Genomic DNA, 24,110 nt, shown 5'->3' with positions numbered 1-24,110 from the left:
ACCCAGGGGCATCGAGGGACGGCTACGCCGGCCCGAGCTGCCGTCCCCCCTCCAAGCGCCGAAGGCGCGCCAGAGAGGGGGGAAGCCGCGTCAGCGGCGCAGGGGGGTGTTTTTCATCCTCCACCGCTTGAGCAACAGCGCGTTGCCCACCACGCTCACCGAACTCAGTGCCATCGCCGCGCCCGCCACCACCGGGCTCAGAAAACCCAGTGCCGCCAGGGGGATGCCCGCCACGTTGTAGGCAAAGGCCCAGAACAGGTTCTGCCGGATCTTGCGCACCGTGCGCCGCGAAACGTCCAGCGCGGCCGCCACCAGCATCGGGTCTCCGCGCATGAGCGTGATGCCGGCGGCATGCATCGCCACATCGGCGCTCGCACCCTGGCTGTGGCTCATTGCCATGCCCACGTCGGCCGCGGCCAACGCGGGGGCGTCGTTCACACCATCGCCCACCATGGCCACGGTGTGCGTGCGTTCGCCGGTCGACGCCCCACGCAACCGGCGCACCACGGCGGCCTTGTCACCCGGCAGCACTTCGGCGATCACCTCACCCTGCTCCGCGTGCAATCCCAGGCGTTTTGCCATGGCCAGCGCCGCTCCCTCGTTGTCGCCTGACACCAGGAAAAGGCGCATGCCCTGGCCACGCAAGTCCGCCAGCGCCTGGGCCGCATGGGTCTTGGGCTCGTCACCGAAAGCCAGCAGCGCCAGCGGCACCCAACCCGTGGCCTCCCCGGGAGTCTCGCTCGCCAGCACCGACACGGTGGCACCTTCTTGCTGCAAAGCTTGTGCGCGTGCTTGCAGAGGGCCCAGCTGGGCACCGAGCTCGTCCATCCAGCGCAGGCTGCCCAGGGCCAGCAAGGCGCCATTCACGATACCCTGGTTGCCCCGGCCAGAGACCGTCCGCACATCGCGCGCGGCATCGGCAGAAACCTCGACCGCGCGCGAGGCAGCCGCATCCAGCACCGCCCGTGCCAAGGGATGCGCGCTCTGCGCCTGCAAGGCCGCGGCCGTTTTCAGCACCGCCATTTCGTCCACACCCTCCGCGGCCTCGATGACCAGCAAGCGCGGACGGCCTTGCGTCAAAGTGCCTGTCTTGTCGAACACCACGGTGTCGACCTTGTGTGCGATCTCCAGGGCCTGCGCATCCTTGATCAGAATGCCGTGGCGCGCGGCCACCCCGGTGCCGGCCATGATGGCCGCTGGCGTGGCCAGGCCCAGCGCACACGGGCAGGCGATCACCAGCACCGCGACCGCGTGCAGCAAGGCGTCTTCCATCGGCGCTCCACTCCACAGCCAACCGAGCAAGGTGATCAGCGCAATGCCCAGTACCACCGGCACGAACACCGCGGCCACCTGGTCCACCATGCGCTGCACCGGCGCCTTGCCGGCCTGCGCGTCCTGCACCAGGCCGATGATGTGGGCCAGCACACTCTGCGCACCGGTGGCTCGCACCTGCACGTCCACCGCACCTTCACCGTTGAGCGAACCGCCGGTGACCGCATCCCCTACCGCCTTGGCCACCGGCATGGCCTCGCCGGTGAGCATCGATTCATCGGCCTGCGTGCTGCCCTGCACCACCGTGCCATCGGCCGCGAACCGTTCGCCAGGCAGTACACGGATCACATCACCCGCCAGCAACTCGTCGACCGCCACGTCGGCCAACTCGGTACGGCGAACGCCATCGGGCAACAGGTGCGCACGCTCGGGCCTCAGGGCATGCAGGGCACGAATGGCATCGGTAGTCTGGCGCTTGGCGCGTGCTTCCAGCCATTTGCCGAGCAACACCAGCGTGATCACCACCGCCGAGGCTTCGTAGTACAGGTGCGGCACCGCACCCGCCTCGGCGCGCCACCACAACCAGGTCGACAAGGCCCAACCCGCCGTGGTACCGATCGCCACCAACAATTCCATGTTGCCCGTGCGCGCCTTGAGCGCGTGCCAACCGGCCCGGTAGAAACGCGCGCCCAGCACGAACTGCACCGGCGTGGCCAGCAAGAACTGGATCCAGGCCGGCAACATCCAGTGCCGGCCCAGCAGGTCCCCCACCATCGGCAACACCAGTGGCGCCGACAGCACCACGCCCACCAACACCGGCCACAGATCGCGGGGCACGCCCATCACGCGGTGCTGATCGTCCGCGTCCATCGCTTCCAGCGCGCGCGGCTCGTAACCCGCATCGCGCACCGCGCGCTTGATGCGCGCCAGCGACTCGGTCTCGTCCACGCCGATCAAAGTCACGCGCGCCGACTCGGTGGCCAGGTTCACCGTCGCATCGCTCACGCCCGGTTGCTTGCGCAAGGCCTTTTCCACCCGCGTGACGCAAGAAGCGCAGGTCATGCCGCCGATGCCCAGATCGATCTGGGTCGGTGGATAGGTAGGGAGGGACTCACCGGTGTCGGTGGAAGCAGTGATCGTGTTCATGTGACCAGCATAAGCTTTACCACCATGGGAAGGTCAAGCCCGCTTGTAGCGAACTGTGATGGCACTTGGAACGCTTGACCTTGACACCATGTCAAGGATCACAATGCCTCCATCATTCAACAACCCCTGGAAGGACATCGCCATGAAACAAGTGTTCAACGTGCAAGGCATGACCTGCGGTCACTGCGAAAAATCCGTGACCACGGCCATCCGCTTGCTCGATCCGCAAGCGCAGGTGCAGATCGACCGCAGCCAGAACCATGTCGAGGTGGAGTCGACGCAGACGCGCGAGGCCCTGGCCGAAGCGATCCGCGAAGAAGGCTACCAGGTGGCGGCTTGACGCCATGCCGAGCGAACGATCCCCGCGTTCGCGGGCACGAAACGAAGAGCACGACCCTGGCGATGCGCTGATCCGCTGGCCGGTCAGCATCGGCAAGGCGGCCGAGCTCAGTGGCATTTCACCCAAGATGCTGCGCCACTACGAATCCCTGGGCCTGCTCGCGGCCGTGCCGCGCACCGAGAGCAACTACCGCCAGTACCAGCTGGCCGATGTGCACACGCTGCGCTTCATCCGCCGCGCGCGCGACATGGGTTTTGGCCTGGACGCCATCACCGAACTGGTGAGCCTGTGGCACAACCGCCGGCGCAGCAGCGCCAGCGTCAAACGCATCACGCAAAAACACCTGGACGAACTCGCCCAGCGCATCGAAGCGCTACAGGCCATGCAACGCACGCTGGACCAATTGCTGCACCTGTGCCCGGGTGACGACCGGCCCGACTGCCCCATCCTGGACGATCTGGAGCAACCTGCGGGCCCGCACCCGGAGCAAGGCTTACGCCGATACGCATAGCAACAACTCTCGCCGTTTGCAAAGAGATACGGGCCGGCGCCGACCGTGCATCCCAACCGTCCGAATATTTGACCGCCGCTTGCACATTTGCTGCAAGAAGCGGGAAGAAACTTTACGTACCCGCCACGATGACGGCACGGGACGGAAACAGCAGCGCCAGACACTGAAGCCACTCCGCAACCCGACAACGCCGTGTTCGTGGAGGTTCTTCAACCCACGTGTCACCAGGAGTTCCCATGACAAAGCTTCCGAAACGCGCTCTGCTCGCCGCCACGCTGGCCACCGCCCTGGTCGGCATCTCCGCCACGGCCTTGGTGCAGGCATCCGTGGTGCAACCCGCATCGACAGGTACAGCCCCCACCATCACCGTGCTCGCCCAGGCCAACACCCCGGCCGCCACGCCACCCGCTCCAAAACCCAAACGTCTCACACCCGAACAGCGCGACCAGAAACGCGCCGAACGCCTGGCCCACATGCAGAAGAAGATGGCCGAACGCCAGGCGGCGTTCAAGGCAGAACTCCAGCTGCGGCCCGAGCAGGAAGCTTCCTGGAACGCCTTTCTGGCCCGGACACAGCCGCAGCCCCAAGCCCGCGCGGCACATCCCGCGCCGCGCGAAGACTGGTCGAAACTGACCACGCCCCAACGCCTGGACCGCATGCAGGCACTGAAAGCCCAGCGTGACGCGGCCATGGCCCAACGCGTTGACGCGATCAAGAGCTTCTATGCGTCCCTGGATGTCGAGCAGAAAAAAGTATTCGATTCCAAGCAAATGGGCGGTTTTCACCGCGCAGGCATGCGCGGCGAGCGGGGTGGCAAGCACTTCCACCGCCACCACGGAGGGGTGGAACAGCACCGCATGCACGGCCCGGTTTGAGCTTGGCGCAAGGCAAAAAGGGGTTTCTGACTTCTTTATAAATACTGTTATTTAAAAATAGCAGTAGTAGTAGAGGGCGCTGTTCTGTGTGGACAAGCGCCCTTTTTCTTTGAATATCAAAGACTTGGGATGCGGCCAAGTGTGTGTGAAGCGCACTGGCGGGCGCGTTCGCGAATGGGGACAACCTGGGACCCATCCACAAATCTGTGGATATCTTTGTCTTTATTAAAAAGTTATACACAGATTTGTGCAAAACTTCGCCGCCACGGTCTTGAAACATGCGTTGACACCTGCGCCGGGCTGCTTTGAACGTCGGCCGGAGGCGGCTGGTAAGATCCGCCGCTTCACAGCGCGACCGGCCATGCCCGAGTTCCTGCCGCTGGCCTGTTTTTGGATCTGTTGTCGCCCATGTCTGTCGCCTTAGCAGGTACCGCACCGAGCACGTTTGAAATCAAAAGCGCCCACCTGCCACTGGTGGCGCTGATGCTCAAGTCGTCCAATCTCGAGTTGTTGGCCCGGGAGATGGCCCAACGCTTTGGCGACATGCCCGATTTCTTCGATCACGACCCGGTGGTGATCGACCTCCACCCCCTGAACGTCGCCGAAGCCAACGCCCTGCCCGATTTTGGCGCCCTGCAAGCCTTGCTGCGCGAATACCGGCTGGTGCCGATGGCAGTGCGTGGTGGCACGATCGAGCAGACTTCGTTGGCCTTGGCCGCCGGCCTGACGAACGCACCGGACGCCAGCATCTACCGCAACGCGCCAGCCCCAGTCCCTTTCGAACCCGTGGCGTCCGCGCCCGTGGCCCAGGCCGAACCCGCGCCCACACCGCTGCCACCGCCCGGTGCGCTCGTGATCGACAAGCCTTTGCGCTCGGGCCAGCAGGTGTACGCACGGGGCCGCGATCTGGTCGTCATGGCCATGGTCAATCCGGGTGCCGAAGTCATCGCCGATGGCCATATCCACGTGTATGCGCCCCTGCGTGGCAAAGCCATTGCCGGCGCGCGCGGCAATGGCGACGCGCGCATCTTTGCGCTCTCGATGGCGCCCGAGCTCATTTCCATCGCGGGCATCTACCGCACCAGCGAAGTGCCCTTGCCCGAATCCGTGCTGGGCAAGACCGCCCAGGTGCGCCTGGTCCCCGGACCCGAGGGCGATGACAAACTCGTGATCGACGCTCTGGGCGTCTGAGATCCATCCACCCGCCGCTTCATTTTTCGAACAGAAGGACCGTCATCATGACCAAAATCGTTGTCGTCACGTCTGGCAAGGGCGGTGTGGGCAAGACCACCACCAGCGCCAGCTTCTCGTCCGGCCTGGCCCTGCGCGGCCACAAGACCGCCGTGATCGACTTCGACGTCGGCTTGCGCAACCTGGACCTGATCATGGGTTGCGAACGCCGTGTGGTGTACGACCTGATCAATGTCATCCAGGGCGAAGCCAACCTGAACCAGGCCCTCATCAAGGACAAGCAGTGCGAGAACCTATTCGTGTTGGCCGCCAGCCAGACACGCGACAAGGACGCGCTGAGCCAGGAAGGCGTGCACAAGGTGCTGACCGATCTGGCCGAGATGGGATTCGAGTACATCGTCTGCGATTCGCCTGCTGGCATTGAAGCCGGTGCACTCATGGCCATGCACTATGCCGACGAAGCACTCGTGGTGACCAACCCCGAAGTCTCCAGCGTGCGCGACTCCGACCGCATCCTGGGCATGCTGGGCAGCAAGACACAGCGGGCTATCGAGGGCAAGGAGCCGATCAAGGAACACCTGCTGATCACGCGCTACAACCCCAACCGCGTGGCCGATGGCCAGATGCTGTCGCTCGAAGACATCCAGGACATCCTTCGCATCAAGCTGATCGGTGTGATTCCGGAGAGCGAGAGTGTGCTGACCGCCTCCAACCAGGGGACGCCTGCGATCCACCTCAAGGGCACGGACGTGGCCAATGCCTACAGCGACGTGATCGACCGTTTCCTGGGTGCGGAAAAGCCCATGCGCTTTGTCGAAGCCGAAAAAACCGGCTTCTTCAAGCGCTTGTTCGGGGGGAAGTAAGGCATGTCCCTGCTCACATTCCTCCTGGGAGAGAAGAAGAAAACCGCCAGCGTTGCCAAGGAACGGCTGCAGATCATTCTGGCGCACGAGCGCAGCGGGCGCAGTGCTTCCGAGCCCGACTACCTGCCGTCGCTGCAGCGCGAACTGGTGGCGGTGATCGGCAAATACATCAAGATCAACCCGGACGACATCAAGGTCCAGCTCGACCGCCAGGACAACCTGGACGTGCTCGAGGTCAAGATCGAGCTGCCCGATCGCAAGTAATGTCATGGGCGCCTGGACTCGCCCTACACACGATCGAGCCGGGGCCGTTATAATGCGCAGTCGCCTTGAGCGACCAGCCGCGTCCAGCTTTACCGCCACGACGCACGCAAGTGCCCCCGGCAGAGGGGCTGCTGGTCCAGCCCCTGAAAGGCGCCGCACCACACTGCCCTCTCACGGCACCGTGGTCCTCTCTTCTCCCTGCTGTTTGTCGCCGATGCCCCTGCCGTGGCGCGTGCGCCGGTTCTGACCCGATGCTCTGACGCACTGGGCCGGTGCCGGATGAAGTGGCAGGGCACCCCGGCGCTGGGGCTGCCACAGGTTATTTTTTTGGGGTTTTCCGACGTTGCGGCTATGTCCGCGTGTCTGGGCCCACCGATTTTCTTGATGATTCATACGACAAACACAACGCACACGAGATCCATGCCCCTCACCTTGGGCAAGTACCGTATCGCCGCCTTCCCACGCTCCTTGCCGGGTGGCCTGTTCGCCGCGCAGGTATCGATTGCGAGTGGGCACGGCAGCGCCTGCACCGACCGCGTGATGCGCTTCGACAGCGCCTTCTCCACACACGACGCGGCGGCGGAATATGCCATTGCACGGGGCATCGACTGGGTCCAAGACACCCACCGCCAGTCCATCCGCCCGAACTGACCGATACACTTCACGCAAAGGAACACAACACCATGGCCAAAGAAGAACTGATCGACATGATGGGCATCGTCAACGAGGTGCTGCCCGACACGCGCTTTCGCGTCACGCTGGACAACGGTCACCAACTGATCGCCTATTCCGCGGGCAAGATGAAGAAAAACCACATCCGCATCCTCGCAGGCGATCGCGTTTCCCTGGAACTCTCGCCCTACGACCTGACCAAGGGCCGCATCAATTTCCGCCACATCGAAGGCCGCGCGCCCTCCGCACCGCGCAAGCCGCGATGATCGATCGGGTGTTTCAGTAGAACAAGGCCTCGAGGTCGGCGCTGCTGCGCCGGCCGATGTTTGCGTGGTGTGTCGAGAGCCACATCTGGCCCTGTTCGCGTCCGGCGGCAAACAGCGTTTCAAAGAAGCGCAGATTGGCCGCCACCTTGCTCTCGGCACTCAGTCCGTGCACGAACGCGCTGGCTTCGATCACGTGGAAGTGCGTGGCAGCCAGGCGCCGGTCGAGATCGCCACGGCGCCACCAGCCGCTGCGCCTGGCGCGTTCGCGCAGGTGGGCAAACATGCGCATCTCGCGCAGGAACGTGGCGTTGAACGCCAGTTCCATCATCCGGCCTTTGATTTCCGACGCGGTTTGTGGGGCCGTGCCGTGCCGCAGGGGCGCGAGCATCACCAGCACGATGTCGCTGGAGCGGCATTCGTGGAACAGCGGAAACACCGCCGGATTGGCCGCATAGCCGCCATCCCAATACGGTTCGCCATCGATCACCACGCTGCGGTGCAGGGTGGGCAGGCAGGCCGAGGCCAGCACGGCATCGGGCGTGAGTTCGGGGGCGCGAAACAGACGCAGCTTGCCCGTGTTGACATGGGTGGCCGCCACGAAAAGCTTGACCGGGCTGTGCGCGCGCAGGCGCTCGAAATCGACCTGGTTCGAGAGGATGGTGCGCAGCGGGTTGAAGTCGAAGGGGTTGAGTTGTTCGGGCGAAAAGTGCTGCGTCCACTGCAGCATCCACTGCACGCCGGGCGCGAGCCGCACGTCGGCACCATCGGCGGTGGGCATGGCCAGTTCGAACGGCAGGCTGTTGGCCACCGCGCGCCAGAAACCTTGCAGCGATGCGCGGGCCCCATCCCGACCACCGGCCATCAAGCCCTGCGCCAGCAAGACCGCGTTCATCGCACCCGCGCTGGTGCCACTCACGCCCTCGAAATGCAGCCGGCCATCCTCCAGCAACGCATCCAGCACGCCCCAGGTGAACGCGCCGTGCGCACCGCCGCCTTGCAAGGCGAGGTTGACAGTGGGCGGACGTTGCCAGCGAAACATGTCGCCTAGCTTTTCGCGCGCCGGGCGCGCACGGCGGCGGCCAGGTTCTGCAGCACCGGCACGGTCTGCTCGAAGGAAATGCACGCGTCGGTCACGCTGACACCGGTTTGCAAGGCTTGCCCCGCCACAATGTCCTGCCGGCCCTCGTGCAGATGGCTCTCGATCATCACGCCGACGATGCGCCGATCGCCTGCGGCCACCTGGGTGGCCACATCCGCTGCCACTTCGATCTGCCGGCGATGCTGCTTGCTGCTGTTGGCGTGCGAGACGTCGACCATCACCTGCTCGCGCAGTCCCGATTTCTGCAGCAAGGCACAGGCTGCGTTCACGTCGGCCGCGCTGTAGTTGGGTTGGGCGCCACCGCGCAGGATCACATGGCAGTCGTCGTTGCCACGGGTCTCGAAGATCGCGGCCTGACCCATCTTGGTCATGCCCATGAAGGCGTGCGAGGCGCGCGCAGCCTGGATCGCGTCGCAGGCGACCTTCACGCCGCCGTCGGTGCCATTCTTGAAACCCACTGGGCAGCTCAAGCCGCTGGCGAGCTGGCGGTGGCTCTGGCTCTCGGTGGTGCGCGCACCGATCGCGCCCCAGCTCACCAGATCGCTGATGAACTGGGGGCTGAGCAGGTCCAGGAACTCGGTGCCCACTGGCAGGCCCAGCGCGAGCACGTCCAGCAGCAGCGCACGCGCCATCTCCAGCCCTTCGTTGATCGCGAAGGTGCCGTCCAGGTGCGGATCGTTGATGTAGCCCTTCCAGCCCACGGTGGTGCGTGGCTTCTCGAAGTACACGCGCATCACGACCAGCAACTCGCCTTGCAGCGCGCCGGCCTGTTCCTTGAGCAGGCGCGCGTAGGCCAACGCCTGCTCGTGGTCGTGGATCGAGCAAGGACCGACCACGACCACCAATCGATCGTCGTGCCCGTGCAGCACACGCGACATCGCGGCGCGGCTGCTCTCGACCAAGGCCTGGGTGGCCTCCGGCGTGGGCAGCCATTCCTGCAGCAGCGCCGGGGTGATGAGCGGGCGCACCGCGCCAATGCGCAGATCGTCGATGCGGGTGGTGTCGTGCGTGGAGTGGATGTTGTGGGGGGTGTGGGTTTTCATGCAGATTTCGGTGTCGGCCGTGTGACAAGGCGGGCTGCCCTGGGGCTGTCAGCGTCCAAAAAGTCACGCAACGGTGGATTCTGGGGCATGGGCGGCCTCAAGGCCCGTGTGGCCTGGCCGAAACAAGGTGTCACGAACCCATGGTGGGGGAGATGGACAGGGACAGCCATGAAAGCTTTTTACCCCGTGCTTGTGGCAATGGGCCTGAGCAGCGGCGCAGCGGTGGCGCAAACCGCACCGGCCAGTGCGCCTGCGATACCGGAAGCGGCCTTCCAGAACGAAGTCTGGATCAACGTGGGTGGCTTTTCGCGCCACTTCAAGCGGCACAGTGGCTACAACGAAAGCAACCTGGGTCTGGGTGTCGAATGGCGCACCAGCCCTGAGCTGTCCTATATGGCCGGCGCCTACGACAACAGCGTGCGCAAGACCACGTTCTACGCGGCCGTGAACTGGCAGCCCTGGACGGTGGGTCCGTTCAAGGTGGGGGGCACGGTGGGCGTAATGAATGGTTACCCCTCGTACGCCAGGGGCGGGGCCTTCTTCGCAGCCGTTCCCATGGCCAGCTGGGAAGGGCGGCGTTACGGCATCAACTTCGGCATCATCCCGTCGATGGGCAAGGTCGATGGCGCGGTGATCGTTCAGTTCAAGCTGCGCGTGGTCTGAGACTGGATGAACTTGGGCACCGCCGCGCGCGTGCAGCGCTGCAGGGCCATGAGGAAGGCGTGGTCGGGTTCGTGCACGCCGTGGCGGGTGCGCAGATCGTGCTGGATGCGGCCGAGCAGTTCGGCCGCCATCTCCGCATCGGCCAGCGCGCGGTGGGCCTGGCCCGTGCGCGGCAGCCGGAACAGGTTCACGAGCGAACCCAGCTTGTGGCTCGCGGCTTCGGGATAGAGCCGGCGCGAGAGCAACACGGTACAGGCGAAAGGCTGGGGTGCAGCCACCTGCGCGCGCCCGAGCTCGGCTTCCCAGAAGCGGCGGTCGAAGGCGGCGTTGTGCGCCACCATGGGCACCTCCCCCACGAAGCGCGCGGCTTCGCGCATCACCGTATCCGCCGATGGCGCAGCTTGCACCATGGCGTTGGTGATGCCGGTGAGCTGCGTGATGAAGGACGGGATGCGCACGCCCGCGTTCATGAGGCTCTGGTACCGGTCCACCACGCGCCCTTGCTCGGTGATCACGATCGCCACCTCGGTGGCGCGGTCACCCTGGCCGGGCGAGATGCCGGTGGTTTCGAAGTCGATCACTGCAATGCGGGTCATGGGCACGCACTGTAGCGCGGAGCGGGACGAGGCCACGCAACAGCAGTTCGGCAAGATCGTCGCTGATGAGTCGGCGCGCAGCCGCAAGATGGCGGCCGACAACAAGATTGTTGTGGAGCGCCCCGGAGGGCGCTTGCGATCAGCGCATGGGTTGTGATACCCCGGCCCAGGCCGATGGGCGCGGTTGCACGTCCATGGTTTGTGCGGCGTAGAAGCCAGGGTTCAACTGGCGGTAGGTGGCACCGGTCATGCCGTCGGCCACCAGGTCCCCTCGGGCCCAGGCATCGCGCAGCTCGGCCTTTACTTCGGCGCGGGTCTTCATCGACATGGCGGGCATGGCGGGATAGAGACCGGGATTCAGATCGCGGTAGGTGGCGCCGGTCATGCCATCGGCGATGAGCGTGCCGTTGCGCTGTGCTTCGGCAAGCTCGGCGCGCACTTGGTCGCGGGTCTTCGGCGCAGAAGCGTCGGCTGCGAAGGCCGAGCCGATCGAGGCGGTGGCGAGGGCCAGGGCGATGAGGGAAAGGCGTGCGGATGTCATGGCGGTTCCTTTGAAAAATGCCGATCGGATCGGCGGGGTTGGTACTCTGAATACGCCCCCGCGCCGCCATTGGATTCAACATTCTTCGATCGAAACATCTGCACACAAGAAGACCGGCCGTTGCGCGCTACGCCTTGGGGTACAGCACCATCTGCGTGCAGCGAAACAGCGCAATCGTTTTGCCGGTTTCGCGGTGCGTCACCACGGCGTCCCACACCTGGGTGGTGCGGCCCAGGTGCACCGGCGTGGCCACGCAGTCGATCGTGCCTTCGCGCGCGGTGCCCAGGTGGTTGCTCTTGAGTTCGATGGTGGTGAACCCGTTGGCCTCTTTCGGCAGGTTGGCCACGCAGCCGTAGCCGCAGGACGTGTCAGCCAAGGTGACCACGCTGCCCGCGTGCAGAAAGCCGTTGGGCGCCATGGTGTGAGGCTGCACCGCGAGTTCGCCGCGCACTTCGGCGGGGCTCACATGGGAGAAGAACAGGCCCAGGTGGCCTGGCAGCGCGCCGGCGCCGCGGGTGTTGAAATCGGGGGTCGGATCGGTCATGGGCTGGGGTCTCCTTGAAAAATCAGCGCGTCCAACGGTCCAGCCGGATCGCGATGGCCAACGTGGAACCATACACAACGAGGCTGACAGCGATGATCGCGAACAGGACATTGGTGGACGCATCGAACACGTGCACGCACAGCCAGCCGCCCACCGCAAGGATCCCGAGGCGGCCCATGCTACCGGCGAGCGGCCAGAACATGCGGCCCGCGCCTTGCGACGCAAAGAACAAGGCCAGGCCCAGGCCGAAGAAGCCATAACAGCCGCCGACGATGTTCAGGTACGAGGTACCGAAGGCCAGCACCTGGGCGTCTTGCGTGAAGAGGTTCATCCACAGGCCGGGCGCCAGGGCGGTTGCCACACCGATCGCACCGGTGATGGCCGCCACCACCGCGCCGCCGGCCCAGGCCACGCGCACGGCGCGCGCCGACTGGTTCGCGCCCATGTTGGTGGCCACCATCGCGGTCAGAGCGGTGCCAAAGCCAAAAGCGATCGGCACCAGGATGTATTCAAGCCGCGCCGCCACGCCATAGCCCGCGAGCGCCGCCGTGCCGTAATGGCCCACGAAGGCCGTGGCAACCGCAATGGATGCGTTGCTGATCACCGGGCTCAGCGACGCGGGCAAGCCCACGCGCAGGATCTCTTGCAACAGCGACCAGCGCGGCCACCACGGCGTGCGCCACAGGTGCACCGCACCGTCGCGGCGCAGCAGCCAGGCCACCATCACCAGCGCGGACAAGGCATTCACCGTGAGCGTGCTGATCGCCGCGCCTGCCACGCCGATCCCCTGAACGGGGCCCCAGCCGAACACGAGCAACGGGCTCAAACCCAGGTGCAGCAGCGCGGTAGCCACCAGCATCAACGACGGCAGCAGCATGTTGCCCGCGCCGCGCACCACGGCGGCCAGCGCATTGGTGAACCAGATCACCAGGGCGCCCGCGAAGAGCGCGTTCGAATAGGCCAGCGCCGCGTCCAGTGCGGCACCCTTGCCGCCCATGGCGGCGAAAATGCCGCGCCCCGCGCCGAGCATGATTCCCATGAAGACCAGCGCCAACAGTGCCGCGATCAGCAGCGACTGTTGCGCCAGGCGGCTTGCGTCCTCGCGGCGGCCCGCGCCCAGCGCGCGAGCCACGGCGGCGGTGGTCGCGCCACCCATACCGCCGGCCGACATCTGTAGCATCAGCATCGACACTGGAAATACCAGCGCGATGCCGGCGAGCGCGTCCGCGCCCACCAGGCCAAGGATGTAGCCGTCGTAGCCGATCACGATGGTCATCGCGAACATGCCCAGCACGTTCGGCGTGGCCAGGCGGAACAGCGTGGGAAGCAAGGGTGCGTGCAACATTTGCTGCACACGGCTCTGGGCGGGGTCGGGGCGCGCCGCGTCGATTGGCAGGACAGCACTCATGGTGGTGCCGATCAGCCGCGCGGCGCGCCCAGGTAGACCGCGGGCTCCGCCGACAGGCCGCGCTTGACCTGTTGTGTGAGATCGTCGGCCAGCACTTCCACTGCGCCCGACTCCAGCCCGTCGAATGCGCGGCGCACGATGTCTTCAGGCGTCGACTTCGGCATCTCGATGCCGCGCGTGAGGTCGGTGTCGACGAAGCCCATGTGCAGACCGAGCACCTGCGTGCCCTGCCCGCGCAGCTCGATGCGCAGGCCATTGGTGATGGCCCACGCGGCCGACTTGCTCGCGCCGTACACCGACAGCGTGGGCGAGCTGATCCAGCTCGCGATCGACAGCACGTTCAGCAGCGCGCCGCCGCCGTGCGACGCGAGCACCGGGGCAAACGCCTGGCTCACGCGCAGCATGCCGATGACGTTGGTCTCCATGTGGTGGCGCATGGATTCGATGCTGTCTTCGGCAAGGAAGCCGCCGAAGTTCGCGATGCCAGCGTTGTTGATCACCAGTGTCACGTCGCCGCATTGGCGTGCGGCGCCCGCGACCTGATCGGCGTTGGTCACGTCGAGCGCGACCGGCTCCACGCCGGCCAAGGTCACACGGGAGGGATCGCGCGCGCCGGCGTAGACCTTGCGCGCGCCGCGCGCCAAGGCCTCGCGGGCAAAAGCCTGGCCGATGCCGCGGTTGGCACCCGTGATGAGAACGGTGGCGTTGTGAAGTTTCATGGTTGGGCAGGTTCCGGGTTGAGCGTCAGGCCAGTGGGAAGATGAACCCTTGAATATGATGGCCGTCATATTTAAGGGCAAAAAAACCCCCGCGGGAAAGTGCGGGCATGGTCAGCCAGCCGAAGCCGCATCGTGCTGTGCAATCAGAGCGCGGCGGTTGTGGGCCAGAAAGGCCTTGCCTTCGGCGTTGTCGCCGAGGGCGCGGGCCAGTTGTAGTGCGCCCACCAGCTGGCTGGCAATGGCTGTAGCCGTGCCAGAGGTGGCGTTGTCGGGCAATGCACGCTCGACCATGGCGACCAGACCGCGCACACGTTCTACCCCAGCGGCCTGCACATCGGGCGACTGGCGTGGCATCTCCGAGAGCAGCGCCGCCACGGCGCAGCCTTTCTCGGTGCCACTCAGGTGGGCGTCGGACAGATAGCCTTCGACCAGCGCCCGAAACGGGCTGGCGCCTTTGGCTTCGCGCATGGCGTTGCCTTTGGCGATGCGGGCCGCGCCTTGCTGCCCGGCGTGCACCAGCGCTTCGGCCAGCAAGGCGTCGCGCGAGGCGAAATGGGCGTAGAAGCCACCGTGTGTGAGGCCCGCTTCCTTCATGATGTCGGCCACGCCCACCCCCTGAAAACCCGCGCGGCGTATGGCGCGTGCAGCGGCGTCGACGATGCGTTCGTGGGTCAAAGCCTTGCGGTTGGGTGCGATTTCCATGGCGCAATGGTACCCTGATATGACGATCGTCATATGATGACCATCATGCGAACAAGGTCGTTGATCGCTCCGTCCCGGCCCAGGCCTTGGTTGCCATGTGGGGCGGACCGCGCCGCAGAGGCTGCTACCGCCGCGTCACGGTGACGCCACGATGAGCGACGCCTGCAATTCGCGAACGCGTTCGTCTGTGTAGTAGCCCCCGTATTCGGTGTAGCGCAGAAACGGCCGCAAGCAACTGGCGCATTGCCACACGTCGCAGCGGTTGTACGGGGACCAGCCCAGGGCAATCGGGGCCTCGGCCGACCAGCCCGAGGTACCCGCCGGGTGGTACTCCTGCAGCGTGGGATCCTCATCGTGGGGATCGCGCAGGCTGCCGACCCGCTGGAGCTGGGCGGTGTCAAATCCACCCGGGATCGATTCCCAACCTTTGCACACCAGAGCCTGGCAACGTGCGCAGGGCGAGCGGGTGCGCGCAAGTTGTGCGAGAGCAATCAGTTCGTCGGCGGTCATGCGTCGATTGTTGCGCATGGCGTGAACGCTGCGTCTGCAGAAAACCGCGCGCCCGCCCGCTCACGTGCAAGGCCTTTGCGCCGTTCGTGACGTCTTTCTAGGTGGGAGAAGTTGGCGTATTGCGCAGGCCGGCATAGGCGGCGATGCGCTCGCGCAAACCGGGCCGCGCCGCCGAGCGCACCAGGCGCGCGAGGTCGTGTGCGTCGTGGTCGCAGGCGTGGGGTTCGAGCGCGGAGCGCAGCGTGGCCGTGTCCGCACCGTCGGTGGACGCGCGCTCGAGGAGCAAAGTCTCGACGAGGGAGGCCGCCTGCGCCGGGTCGTTCACCAGATGCGTGGCCAGGCCGGTGGCGGTGGCGCTGGCCGCGTCGATGGTTGTGGCGTTGGCGATCCACGCCGTGGCTACCGCGTCGCCCACGCGCGCGGCGAGCCTGCGCGAGCCCAGCACCAGGCCGAAGCCCCGTGCGCCGGGAAACGCGAAGTGGGCGTTGGCACAAGCCATGCGCACATCGCAAGCGGTGAACAGATCGGCGCCCGCGCCGATGGCGCGGCTCTGGGCGATGGCCACCGTGAGCAGCGGCGCGCGCGCCACGCGCTGCAGCAGCAGCTCCAGCCGGGTAAAACGCGCCAGCAGGCTGTCGTCGGTTTCGTTGTCCAGGCCCGAAAGGTCGAAGCCGGTGCAGAAATGCCGGCAGCTGCCCTGGAGCACCAGCGCTCGCGCGCCGGATTGCTCCGCACGGTCAAGGGCGTCTTCGAGCCCTTGCACCAGTTCGGTCGAGCAGGCGTTTCCCCGCTCAGGGCGGTTCAGGGTCACCCAGGCCACGGGTGGCGCGGTGCGCAGAATGACGGCGGAGCTGTGCGCGGTCATGGCGCCAGGCGCACCGGGGCGCTCGCGGAATAGCCCGAGATGAAGGTCTTCACCGCGTGCGTCTGTGGATCGAACACGTGCCGGGGCCGGGTCCCGATGTCGGTGCCGTAGGCGTGGATGCTGATCGACACGCGGTCTTCCAGCCCATTGCGCACGCGGTGGATGTCGCCCAGGCTGGGCGAGACCACGGCCACATCGCCCGGCTCCAACACCTCCGCCTCACCGGTCTCGCGCACCACGCCTTGTTCGAGCGCGTAGGCCTGCGAGACCTCCTGGCCGCGCAACATGCCGATCACGCCCCAGACCGTGTGGTCGTGCACCGGTGTCTGCTGGCCCGGCCCCCAGACAAAACTCACCACGCTGAAGCGCCCCTGCGGGTCGCGGTACAGCAGGTGCTGCTGGTAGTGCGTGGCATCGGGCGCGGCGTGCGTCTCAGGCAGCCAGTCGTCGTGCGCGACGAGCTCGCGCATGGCATTCACCACGCGTTGCAACACCGCGGGTTCACCCCGTTCGGCGCTGACGGCGGCCTCTACCTCGGCCACGAAGGCTTTCAAACGTTCGGTCACGGTGTGCTCCTCATGCTGGCTGCGTCTGCGTGCCATAGCGGCGCACCGCTTCCTGCGTGTGTTCGCCCAGGGCCGGTGGGCCGCTGCGCACCGCTGCGCCCTGGCCGTTGATGCGCAGTGGCGAGCCAAAGGTCTGCGTCTGCACGCCATTGGGCAGTGTCAGCGGCTGCACCCAGTCCATGGCCTGCACCTGGGGGTCTTCCAGCGCCTGCTCGTAGTTGTTGATCGGCGAATGCGGCACGCCTGCGACGCGAAACACCTCCAGCCAATGCGCCACCGGTTGCTGGCGCAGACGCGTCTCCAGCAGGGCCTTGAGTGCCTCCTGGTTCGCGGCACGGTCGGTGGTGCTGCGAAAGCGCGTGTCGTCCAGCAGCTCGGGCATGTCGACGGCAGCCACCACTTTGAGCCAGAGCTGCTGGTTGCCCGCGGCCAGGGCGAAGTAACCGTCCGCTGCTTCGAAGGCACGGTAAGGCGCGTTGCGTGGGTGCGCCGAACCCAGGCGCTGCGGGTGCCGCCCCGTGCCGAAGTACTCGCTGGTTTGCAGCGCCGCCACCGCCAGCGTGCAGCCGAACATCGGCACGTCGATGTGTGCGCCACCGCCACCCGCGCGCACCACCGACAGCGCCGCCGCGATCGCGTAGGCACCGTACAGGCCGGAGGTGAAATCGGCAATCGGCACGCCGCATTTCACCGGCGCGCCGTCGGTCTCGCCGGTCACGCTCATCACACCGGCCGCGGCCTGGATGGTCAGGTCGAACCCCGCCTCGGACGCGCGTGGCCCGACCTGGCCGAAGGCCGAGATTGAGCAGTAGACGAGGTCGGGGTGGTCCTCGCGCAGCTGCTCAAAGCCCAGGCCCAGGCGCTGCATCACGCCCGGCCGGTTGTTCTCCACCAGCACGTCGCAGTCCAGCACCAGGCGGCGCGCCAGAGCCGCGCTCTCGGGGTCCTTCAGGTTCAGCACCACCGATTGTTTGCCCCGGTTGAGCGAAGCGAAGTTTTCACTGAATCCCTGCGAGATGGGTGGCCACTGGCGCAGGCCATCGCCCTCGGGTGGTTCGATCTTCAACACCTCGGCGCCCATGTCGGCCAGCAGCATCGCGCAGAACGGCCCGGCGGCGGTGGAGCAGAACTCGGCGACGCGAATACCGGCCAGGGGCTGGTGCGCCACGGGGCGTTTCGATGGACGGGGGGCAGTGGCTTCTTCGGTCATGATGAAGATGGGTTTGCGGTGGTTCAAAAATGCGGATCGGTGGTTCTATATTCGGGAACATGAACAACACGCTTCTCAAGGGCCTGGCGGTGCTGGAGCTGCTCTCGCGCAGCGACCGTCCGCTCACGCTGTCGCAGATCGGCCGCGAGCTCGGCGTGGTCAAGAGCAACGTCCATCGCCTCATGCAGGCCCTGGTGGACACGCGCTTCGTGCTGCGCGATGAAGAGAGCGGTTGTTACGCCCCGTCCATCAAGCTGTGGGAACTCGGCTCGGCAGTGCTGGCCAAGCTGGACCTGCGCCACCACGCCGAGAAGCAGATGGAGGCCTTGATGGGCCTCACCGGGGAAAGTGTGCACCTGTCGGTGCTCGATGGCCACGAGATCGTCTACGTGCACAAGGTCGACAGCCTGAACCCGGTGCGCGCGTACAGCCAGATCGGTGGGCGGGCGCCAGCGTATTGCGTGGCCACGGGCAAGGCGCAGCTGGCGTTTGCGGGCGAGACGGTATTGCGCGAAGTGGCCCAGGCACTCAAACGGCTCAAGCCGTTCACCGAACGCACCCTGACCGACCCGGCCCAGTTCATGAAAGAGATGAAACGCGTGCGCGAGCAGGGACATGCGGTGAACCGGGGCGAATGGCGCGACAAGGTCTGGGGCATCGCCACGCCGATCATGGACGCGCGCGGCGTGGTGATTGCGGCCATTGGTATTTCCGGCCCGGCCGACCGCTTCAAGCGCAGCGTGATGACACCCTGGACCGAGGCGGTGATCGCCGCCGCCACCGACGTGGGCCACGCGCTGGCGGGCGAGCAGCCCATGACCGCGCTCTCGCGCATCCGCTTCGGTCCACGTTGACGGCATGGCGATGGGCACGGGCTTTCAGTCCAGTTGCACGTTGACCTTCTTGAGCGCCTCGCGCCAGTACACGTCTTCGCTGCGCACGTAGTCGCGCAGTTCCTTGAGCGACATGTCGCGGATCTCGGTACCGAGCTCGGAGACCTTGGCCTTGACCTGCGGATCGCGCAGCGACTGGCGGATCGCCGTGTTGAGTTGCTGCTGCACCGCTTCGGGCGTGTCGCGCGGCGCGAAGATGGCCAGCCACGAGTACACGCCAAAGCCGATGCCCGACTCCTTGAGCGTGGGCAGTTCCGGCAGGGCCTCGGCCCGCTCCGGCGAGGTCACGGCCAGGGCGCGCACCTGGCCCTTGTCGATCAGCGGCTTGGCCGTGGCCAGCACCGCGAACATCACCTGCACGCGCCCGCCGATCAGGTCGGTCACCGCGGGCGACTCGCCGCGGTACGGCACGTGCGTCATCGGCGTGCCCGTGGCCTGGCGGAAGATTTCGCCGTTGACGTGCGGGCTCGAACCGGCGCCGCCGGAAGCGAAGTTCAGCGCCTCGGGGTTGCGTTTGCCGTAGGCGATCAGCTCCTGCACGCTGTTCACCGGCAGCGACTTGTTGACGATCAGCACGCCCGGGTTGCGCCCGATCATGGCCACCGGCACCAGATCCTGCGTGAAGCGGTAGTCCAGCGTCTTGTAGACGTTGGAATTGATGATGCCCGAGAGGCCCGTGGCCGAGAGCGTGTAGCCATCGCCCTTGGACTTGGCCACGAACGACACGCCGATGTTGCCGTTGGCACCGGGCTTGTTCTCCACCACGATGGAGGCGCCCAGCGCTTCGCCCGCGCGCGAGAGGGCCACGCGGGTGAGCGAATCGCTGCTGCCCCCGGGTGGGTAGTTCACCACCACGCGCACGGGTTGCGTGGGCCATTTCTCGTCGGCAGCGAACGCGTGCTGGGGCAGCACGAGTGCGGCGCCCATGCACAGGGCCAGGGATGCGAGTCGTCGGTTCATGGTGTCTCCTTCTTGAAAGTGCTTGAGGTCAATCGATCAGCACGTCGGCTTCTTCGATCAGGCTGTCGGGCAGTTGCAGGCCCAGGGCACGCGCGGTGCGCAGGTTCAGCGTGAGCACGCCGCGCAGCGAACGCTCGATGGGAATCTCCGCCGGCGGTGTGCCTTGCAAGATGCGCTCGGCCACCTGCGCCATCAGGGGCCAGCCGCGTTTCTTGGGCGGGTTGAAGGACGCCAGGCCGCCCGCGCGCGCGATCGACATCTGGTTGCCGGTGGCCGCGATGCCGGCGGCCAGGAAGGCCTTGCCCAGCATCTCGCCGTTGCGGTTGAGGAACTCGTGCGGCCCGGCCACGGCCGCGCCACAACCGTCGGCGCGCATCGCGTCGATGGCCGGTTGCAACTGCTCCAGCCGCAAGGCTTCGTAGAGCCGGAACTCCAGCCCCATCGATTCCGCCGCCTGTTTCAGCTCGCGCATCACCGCGGGCGCCGGCGAATAGGTCGGGTTGTAGAGGTGGCCGACGCGCTGCAGTCCGGGTACGGCCAGTTTGAGCAGGCGCACCTTGAGCCACTGGTGAAAGGGCTCGTAGGTGAAGCCGGTGAAGTTGCCACCGGGGCGGCGGTAGCTCTCGATCAGGCCGGCTTCCTTCAAGTCGGTGGCCCAGCACAGCACCGGCACGTGGCGTCCGGTGGCGGCCATCGTGTCCTTGAGGGCGATGTTCGGGTTGGTGAGGAAGGAGCAGATCAGGTCCGGCCCGCTGGCCAGCATTTCCTCTACCTGGCGCTGCGTCAGCGCCTTGTCGCGCTCGCCATAGCGCTCGTCGTAGACGACGTTGCGGCCGGCCTCATAGCCCAGGCGCTCCATTGCGCGTTTGAAGTCGGCGATGTCCTCGGTGCTGACGAACGGGTCGCCCTGCGGTACGTAGTGGATGAGTCCGATGCGGTAGGGCGTCCGCGCGCTGCTGTGCTCCATGCTGGTCCTCTTCGCGAGGCCAACAGCGGCCTCGGGGGACGGATTCTGGTGGTGTTCTGTTTTGAGAACTTCATGTTCTCAAATGTGGAACCATCAGAAAATAACTTGCAGATGCTCTTGCAGAGAATCTCGGACGCGGATCATATTGCTGCCGTTGGCAAAATGATCGGCGGCCGGCAGTGGGTGATGACGGCCGTGCTGGCCTGTTCAACGCGAAGGCGCTTGCTCGCCTTGCATCACCCGCAGCAATGCCCGCCCCGCATCCGCCAAGGCCCCATCGTTCGCAATGCAGCGCGCCCCAGGCGGTGCCACGAAGGTGCGCGCACGCCGCAGCCGCGCCTCGACCTCCTCCGTGGACTCGCGCCCCCGTGCGAGCAGGCGCTGGCGCACCGTCTCGGGCCGCGCCGTGATGTGCACCGCCGTCAGCCCGGGGTAGGCGGCCAGTGCATGCGGCAGGTGGCCGCGCGATCCGTTGACCAGCACCCACTGCCTCTGCTTCAGCGGAGCGAGCTGCCCATGCCGGATGCCGTAGTGCAGCCCGTTGGCCTGCCAATGCAGGGCAAAGGCATGGGCTTGCACGGCTTGCTCGAATGCCTCGACCGTGAGCGGCTCGTGGTCCTCGCCGCCGGCATCGGCCGCTCGCGTCACGGTGCGCCGGGCGAAGCGAATGCCCGCCGCCGCCGGCGCGTGCGCCTTCACCCAGGCCAGCACGCTGTCCTTGCCCACGCCGGAGGGGCCCATCACATAGACCAGATGGCGGCTCATCCGCGCAGCGCCACACGGTCGGTGAGCACGAAGTCCGCGCCCGGGCGCGGCTCGACGAAGACGGCGATGTGGTCGAAGCGCGCCGCGGGCAGCGGGTGGAACAGCGCCTGGGCCGCTTGCTGCAACGCCGCGCGCTGCGTCTCGCTGCAGCTGCCGAGGCCGCCGGTGAGGGAGAGGTGGAAGCGGAACTGCTGCAGCACCCAGGGGTAGCCCCAGCGCAGCAGCAGCGCGTCCTGCTCGGGCGTGAGGGGCTGGCGCCGCCGCCGCGCCAGCTCGTCGGGGTAGAGCGCCGAGGCCAGGGGCTGCAGCGTGGTCACGCAGTGGGCCGCCACCGCGTTGGCCAGGGCGTTGTCGCCTTCAGGCCGCAGGGCCAGGAAGTCGCCCAGCATCGCCACGCGCAAAGGGGGCAAGGTGAACGGCGCGGTGTCGCGGCCCAAACGGTCCAGCGCCTCCAGCACGTGGCCCAGGTCCAGGCCTTGTTGCAGGCGAAACGGCGGCTTGAGCGTGGCGTGAAAACCGTAGCGGCGTGGCTCCGCGGTCAATGCGCGCAAGCTGTCGGCGGGCACGCCCGGCACCTCGTGTGCGTCGAACAACCTGCCGGTGGCCGCGCAGCGCCCCAGCCACTGGCTGCCGATCTGCCACCAGGGGCTTTGCACGGGCGGCGCGAAATACACCGCCACGCGGTGCGGTTGCAAAGGTTCATTCGCCATCGTGGTTCACCGTGAGCGTGACGCGGTCGCCGGCAAACCAGGTCTCGGCCAGTTCGATCGGGCAATCCTTCAAATCGGTGTTGACCTTGGTCACCAGCAACACGGGCCGCGTGACCGGCTGGCGCAGCAGCGCGGCCGTGTCGCTGCCGGGCAGGCGCGCGCTGATGCGGCTTTCGTGGCGCACATAGTCGTTCACGCCGCACGCGGCAAAGGCGGCGGTGATCGAACCGGTCTCGCGCACCACGTCTTCCAGCCCTTCGAAGCGCGGCAGCGGGAAGTAGCGGTCGCTCACGTGCAGCGGTTGCCCATTGCCTTCGCCCAGGATTTGCAGATGCAGCAGCGCGTTGCGCGCGGGCACCTGCAGCGCGCGCGCCTGCTCGGCATTCGCGCGCACGCGCTCGGCCATCAGCACCTGCAGCCCGCCGCGCAAACCGGCCTGCGCCAGGTTCTGGCGGTGCCGCGTGCGCTTGCCGATGGCGAGGTCCACCGCGAAGTCTTCCACGTAGGTGCCGCTGCCCTGCTCGGAGCGCAGCAGGCCGCGTTGGCACAGCGCCGCGATCGAGCGGCGGATGGTGTGCCGGTTCACACCGAAGGACTCGGCCAGCGTGTGCTCCGAAGGCAGGCGTTCACCCGGTGCGTACACGCCTTGGCCAATGGCCTGCGCGATCTCGTTGGCGATGTGCGACCAGAAGCTGGGGCGCGCGGGCTGCCCGCCATCGGCTTCAAAAACCAGGTTCGTTGTCATGAAAGGGACACAGTGCGTCTCTACGCTCGGGGCTGTGTTTGAAGTTGTATAGACATCTACAGAGTACCACCGACATGTTTCATGCATTTGACAATGCGCAACCCAACCGGCCGATGGACCGGCAGGCCTGGATGGCGCTGCTGGCCCGCGCACCCGAAGGCTTGTTGCAGGCCGCGCTGGCGGCCGATGCGCACACCGATGTGCGCTGGCTGCGCCGGCCCGAAACCGGCCTGATGATGGTGCAGGGCCGCGCGGGCGGCACCGGCGAGCGCTTCAACCTGGGCGAGGTCACGGTCACGCGCTGTGCGCTGCGTGCACGCCCAGGCGATGCCCCGGTGGGCGTGGCCTACGTGGTGGGCCGCAATCGGCGCCAGGCGCGCCTGGCCGCCGTGGCCGACGCGCTGCTGCAGGAACCCGCGCGCCAGGCCGCGCTGGAGCGCAGCCTGCTCGAACCGATCCGCGTGCACCTGCGCCAGGAAGCCGCGCAACGCCAGGCGCGTGCGCAGACCACCAAGGTCGAGTTCTTCACCGTGGCGCGAGAGTCGGGTTCGGCCACCGAAGGCGAGGAGGACGGCGCATGAACGCCACCGATCTGCAACACATCGTCGGCGGCTTCGAGCACGAAGCCTTCGGCAGCCAGGCCGCGTTCCGCGCCGCCATGAACGCGTTGTCCTACCCCGGCCGCTGGGCCGCCATGCCCATGCAGGCCGAGCGGCCACGGCAAGGCCATGGCGCGGCGGCGGTGCTGCTGCTCGCGCTGCTCGATGCCGACTGCACGGTGTGGCTGTCGCCCAAGCTCGCCGCGTCCGACGCCGCGCCCTGGCTGCGCTTTCACACCGGTTGCCAGCTCGTGGCCGAAGCCGGCGCCGCGCAGTTCGTGTGGGTGGCCAGGGGCGATGCGATGCCCGCGTTGGCCCGTCTTGTCGGTGGCAGCGACAACCAGCCCGACCACTCCACCACCTGCGTGCTGGACGTGCTTGCACAGGATGGCGGCGCATGGACGCTCAGCGGTCCCGGCATTCCCGGCACGGCGGATCTGTCGGTCGACGGTCTGCCCGGTGATTTCGCCGCGCAATGGGTCGACAACCACGCCGCGTTCCCGCGCGGTGTCGACGTGTTCCTGTGCACGCCGAGCCACGTCGCCGGCCTGCCACGCACCACCCGCATCGGCGCGGCCGCGCCGCAACACACCGAGGAGGCCTGA

The 24,110-nt window shown here is 66.7% G+C and carries 31 protein-coding genes; 13 read left to right on the top strand and 18 right to left on the bottom strand.

Annotation, left to right across the window (positions count from 1 at the left end):
- Window positions 1-90 precede the first annotated feature (90 nt).
- Window positions 91-2,418 (bottom strand): heavy metal translocating P-type ATPase, encoded by a 2,328-nt coding sequence (locus tag F9K07_RS01020; protein WP_159588522.1) that lies wholly within the window; start codon window positions 2,416-2,418, stop codon window positions 91-93.
- A gap of 142 nt (window positions 2,419-2,560) precedes the next feature.
- Between F9K07_RS01020 and F9K07_RS01015 the strand changes: the two genes are divergently transcribed.
- The 8 genes from F9K07_RS01015 to infA all read left to right on the top strand — a co-directional run bounded on the left by F9K07_RS01015 (window position 2,561) and on the right by infA (window position 7,400).
- On the top strand, window positions 2,561-2,758 hold the full coding sequence (locus tag F9K07_RS01015) for a heavy-metal-associated domain-containing protein (RefSeq protein WP_159588520.1): 198 nt from the start codon (window positions 2,561-2,563) through the stop codon (window positions 2,756-2,758).
- A gap of 4 nt (window positions 2,759-2,762) precedes the next feature.
- A complete protein-coding gene (gene cueR / locus F9K07_RS01010; RefSeq protein WP_159588518.1) occupies window positions 2,763-3,269 on the top strand; it encodes a Cu(I)-responsive transcriptional regulator in 507 nt (168 codons plus the stop codon).
- Between the two features lie 236 nt (window positions 3,270-3,505).
- Window positions 3,506-4,144: a Spy/CpxP family protein refolding chaperone gene (locus F9K07_RS01005; RefSeq protein ID WP_159588516.1), complete on the top strand. Its 639-nt coding sequence runs from the start codon at window positions 3,506-3,508 to the stop codon at window positions 4,142-4,144.
- A 408-nt stretch (window positions 4,145-4,552) separates the two neighbouring features.
- A complete protein-coding gene (gene minC, locus F9K07_RS01000; protein ID WP_159588514.1) occupies window positions 4,553-5,335 on the top strand; it encodes a septum site-determining protein MinC in 783 nt (260 codons plus the stop codon).
- Between the two features lie 47 nt (window positions 5,336-5,382).
- The gene (gene minD / locus F9K07_RS00995; RefSeq protein ID WP_159588512.1) at window positions 5,383-6,198 is read left to right on the top strand and encodes a septum site-determining protein MinD; all 816 of its coding nucleotides are present in this window, start codon (window positions 5,383-5,385) and stop codon (window positions 6,196-6,198) included.
- Between the two features lie 3 nt (window positions 6,199-6,201).
- Window positions 6,202-6,462, top strand: coding sequence for a cell division topological specificity factor MinE (gene minE / locus F9K07_RS00990; protein WP_159588510.1), 261 nt, complete (start codon window positions 6,202-6,204; stop codon window positions 6,460-6,462).
- Window positions 6,463-6,882: 420 nt separating this feature from the next.
- Complete coding sequence (locus F9K07_RS00985) at window positions 6,883-7,113, top strand: hypothetical protein (protein ID WP_236581767.1); 231 nt, start codon at window positions 6,883-6,885, stop codon at window positions 7,111-7,113.
- 32 nt (window positions 7,114-7,145) lie between these two features.
- Entirely contained in the window at window positions 7,146-7,400 is a 255-nt protein-coding gene (infA, locus tag F9K07_RS00980) for a translation initiation factor IF-1 (RefSeq protein WP_159588508.1), read from the top strand.
- A gap of 13 nt (window positions 7,401-7,413) precedes the next feature.
- Here the strand turns inward: infA and F9K07_RS00975 are convergent, their stop codons facing one another.
- Both F9K07_RS00975 and F9K07_RS00970 read right to left on the bottom strand, forming a co-directional pair.
- Window positions 7,414-8,439 carry a patatin-like phospholipase family protein gene (locus F9K07_RS00975; protein WP_159588506.1) on the bottom strand — a complete coding sequence of 342 codons (1,026 nt, stop codon included), beginning with the start codon at window positions 8,437-8,439 and terminating at the stop codon, window positions 7,414-7,416.
- A gap of 5 nt (window positions 8,440-8,444) precedes the next feature.
- Window positions 8,445-9,542 carry a 3-deoxy-7-phosphoheptulonate synthase gene (locus tag F9K07_RS00970; protein ID WP_159588504.1) on the bottom strand — a complete coding sequence of 366 codons (1,098 nt, stop codon included), beginning with the start codon at window positions 9,540-9,542 and terminating at the stop codon, window positions 8,445-8,447.
- Window positions 9,543-9,710: 168 nt separating this feature from the next.
- Here F9K07_RS00970 and F9K07_RS00965 point away from each other — a divergent pair, with 168 nt between their 5' ends.
- Window positions 9,711-10,205, top strand: a complete 495-nt coding sequence (locus F9K07_RS00965; protein WP_159588502.1) for a hypothetical protein — start codon at window positions 9,711-9,713, stop codon at window positions 10,203-10,205.
- Here F9K07_RS00965 and F9K07_RS00960 read toward each other — a convergent pair.
- On the bottom strand, window positions 10,181-10,801 hold the full coding sequence (locus F9K07_RS00960; RefSeq protein ID WP_201451500.1) for a 3'-5' exonuclease: 621 nt from the start codon (window positions 10,799-10,801) through the stop codon (window positions 10,181-10,183). The two genes, F9K07_RS00965 and F9K07_RS00960, sit on opposite strands and share 25 nt — an antisense overlap.
- Between F9K07_RS00960 and F9K07_RS31545 the strand changes: the two genes are divergently transcribed.
- Window positions 10,800-10,958 (top strand): hypothetical protein, encoded by a 159-nt coding sequence (locus F9K07_RS31545; protein ID WP_201451499.1) that lies wholly within the window; start codon window positions 10,800-10,802, stop codon window positions 10,956-10,958. The two genes, F9K07_RS00960 and F9K07_RS31545, sit on opposite strands and share 2 nt — an antisense overlap.
- Here F9K07_RS31545 and F9K07_RS00955 read toward each other — a convergent pair.
- The 9 genes from F9K07_RS00955 to F9K07_RS00915 all read right to left on the bottom strand — a co-directional run bounded on the left by F9K07_RS00955 (window position 10,941) and on the right by F9K07_RS00915 (window position 17,866).
- A complete protein-coding gene (locus tag F9K07_RS00955) occupies window positions 10,941-11,342 on the bottom strand; it encodes a DUF4148 domain-containing protein (protein ID WP_159588498.1) in 402 nt (133 codons plus the stop codon). The two genes, F9K07_RS31545 and F9K07_RS00955, sit on opposite strands and share 18 nt — an antisense overlap.
- Before the next feature lie 127 nt (window positions 11,343-11,469).
- Window positions 11,470-11,886: a PaaI family thioesterase gene (locus tag F9K07_RS00950; protein ID WP_159588496.1), complete on the bottom strand. Its 417-nt coding sequence runs from the start codon at window positions 11,884-11,886 to the stop codon at window positions 11,470-11,472.
- Between the two features lie 22 nt (window positions 11,887-11,908).
- Window positions 11,909-13,294 (bottom strand): MATE family efflux transporter, encoded by a 1,386-nt coding sequence (locus F9K07_RS00945; RefSeq protein WP_159588494.1) that lies wholly within the window; start codon window positions 13,292-13,294, stop codon window positions 11,909-11,911.
- Between the two features lie 11 nt (window positions 13,295-13,305).
- On the bottom strand, window positions 13,306-14,013 hold the full coding sequence (locus F9K07_RS00940) for an SDR family oxidoreductase (RefSeq protein WP_159588492.1): 708 nt from the start codon (window positions 14,011-14,013) through the stop codon (window positions 13,306-13,308).
- A 111-nt stretch (window positions 14,014-14,124) separates the two neighbouring features.
- Complete coding sequence (locus tag F9K07_RS00935; protein WP_159588490.1) at window positions 14,125-14,715, bottom strand: TetR/AcrR family transcriptional regulator; 591 nt, start codon at window positions 14,713-14,715, stop codon at window positions 14,125-14,127.
- A 135-nt stretch (window positions 14,716-14,850) separates the two neighbouring features.
- Entirely contained in the window at window positions 14,851-15,225 is a 375-nt protein-coding gene (locus F9K07_RS00930; RefSeq protein ID WP_236581766.1) for a hypothetical protein, read from the bottom strand.
- Window positions 15,226-15,322: 97 nt separating this feature from the next.
- Window positions 15,323-16,090 (bottom strand): enoyl-CoA hydratase/isomerase family protein, encoded by a 768-nt coding sequence (locus F9K07_RS00925; protein WP_159588486.1) that lies wholly within the window; start codon window positions 16,088-16,090, stop codon window positions 15,323-15,325.
- Window positions 16,087-16,656, bottom strand: coding sequence for a cysteine dioxygenase (locus F9K07_RS00920; protein WP_236581765.1), 570 nt, complete (start codon window positions 16,654-16,656; stop codon window positions 16,087-16,089). Before F9K07_RS00920 ends, F9K07_RS00925 begins: the two co-directional genes overlap by 4 nt.
- A gap of 10 nt (window positions 16,657-16,666) precedes the next feature.
- Window positions 16,667-17,866, bottom strand: coding sequence for a CaiB/BaiF CoA transferase family protein (locus F9K07_RS00915; protein ID WP_159588482.1), 1,200 nt, complete (start codon window positions 17,864-17,866; stop codon window positions 16,667-16,669).
- Window positions 17,867-17,925: 59 nt separating this feature from the next.
- Between F9K07_RS00915 and F9K07_RS00910 the strand changes: the two genes are divergently transcribed.
- A complete protein-coding gene (locus tag F9K07_RS00910) occupies window positions 17,926-18,720 on the top strand; it encodes an IclR family transcriptional regulator (RefSeq protein WP_159588480.1) in 795 nt (264 codons plus the stop codon).
- A 24-nt stretch (window positions 18,721-18,744) separates the two neighbouring features.
- Here the strand turns inward: F9K07_RS00910 and F9K07_RS00905 are convergent, their stop codons facing one another.
- The 5 genes from F9K07_RS00905 to phnF form a co-directional block, all read right to left on the bottom strand.
- Entirely contained in the window at window positions 18,745-19,719 is a 975-nt protein-coding gene (locus F9K07_RS00905) for a Bug family tripartite tricarboxylate transporter substrate binding protein (RefSeq protein WP_159588478.1), read from the bottom strand.
- 28 nt (window positions 19,720-19,747) lie between these two features.
- Window positions 19,748-20,686: an ABC transporter substrate-binding protein gene (locus tag F9K07_RS00900; protein WP_159588476.1), complete on the bottom strand. Its 939-nt coding sequence runs from the start codon at window positions 20,684-20,686 to the stop codon at window positions 19,748-19,750.
- Between the two features lie 207 nt (window positions 20,687-20,893).
- On the bottom strand, window positions 20,894-21,451 hold the full coding sequence (phnN, locus tag F9K07_RS00895) for a phosphonate metabolism protein/1,5-bisphosphokinase (PRPP-forming) PhnN (protein WP_159588474.1): 558 nt from the start codon (window positions 21,449-21,451) through the stop codon (window positions 20,894-20,896).
- Entirely contained in the window at window positions 21,448-22,161 is a 714-nt protein-coding gene (locus F9K07_RS00890) for a DUF1045 domain-containing protein (RefSeq protein WP_159588472.1), read from the bottom strand. The genes phnN and F9K07_RS00890 overlap by 4 nt, the downstream gene beginning before the upstream one ends.
- On the bottom strand, window positions 22,151-22,906 hold the full coding sequence (gene phnF, locus F9K07_RS00885; protein WP_159588470.1) for a phosphonate metabolism transcriptional regulator PhnF: 756 nt from the start codon (window positions 22,904-22,906) through the stop codon (window positions 22,151-22,153). Before phnF ends, F9K07_RS00890 begins: the two co-directional genes overlap by 11 nt.
- Window positions 22,907-22,980: 74 nt before the next feature.
- Between phnF and phnG the strand changes: the two genes are divergently transcribed.
- Together phnG and phnH are read left to right on the top strand one after the other, a co-directional pair.
- On the top strand, window positions 22,981-23,487 hold the full coding sequence (gene phnG, locus F9K07_RS00880) for a phosphonate C-P lyase system protein PhnG (RefSeq protein ID WP_159588468.1): 507 nt from the start codon (window positions 22,981-22,983) through the stop codon (window positions 23,485-23,487).
- Complete coding sequence (gene phnH, locus F9K07_RS00875) at window positions 23,484-24,110, top strand: phosphonate C-P lyase system protein PhnH (RefSeq protein WP_159588466.1); 627 nt, start codon at window positions 23,484-23,486, stop codon at window positions 24,108-24,110. Before phnG ends, phnH begins: the two co-directional genes overlap by 4 nt.

The organism is Hydrogenophaga sp. BPS33 (assembly GCF_009859475.1).
Lineage (GTDB): Bacteria > Pseudomonadota > Gammaproteobacteria > Burkholderiales > Burkholderiaceae_C > Hydrogenophaga.
The sequence above is the reverse complement of the archived record's forward strand: the minus strand, read 5'-3'. Positions and strand labels throughout refer to the sequence as shown.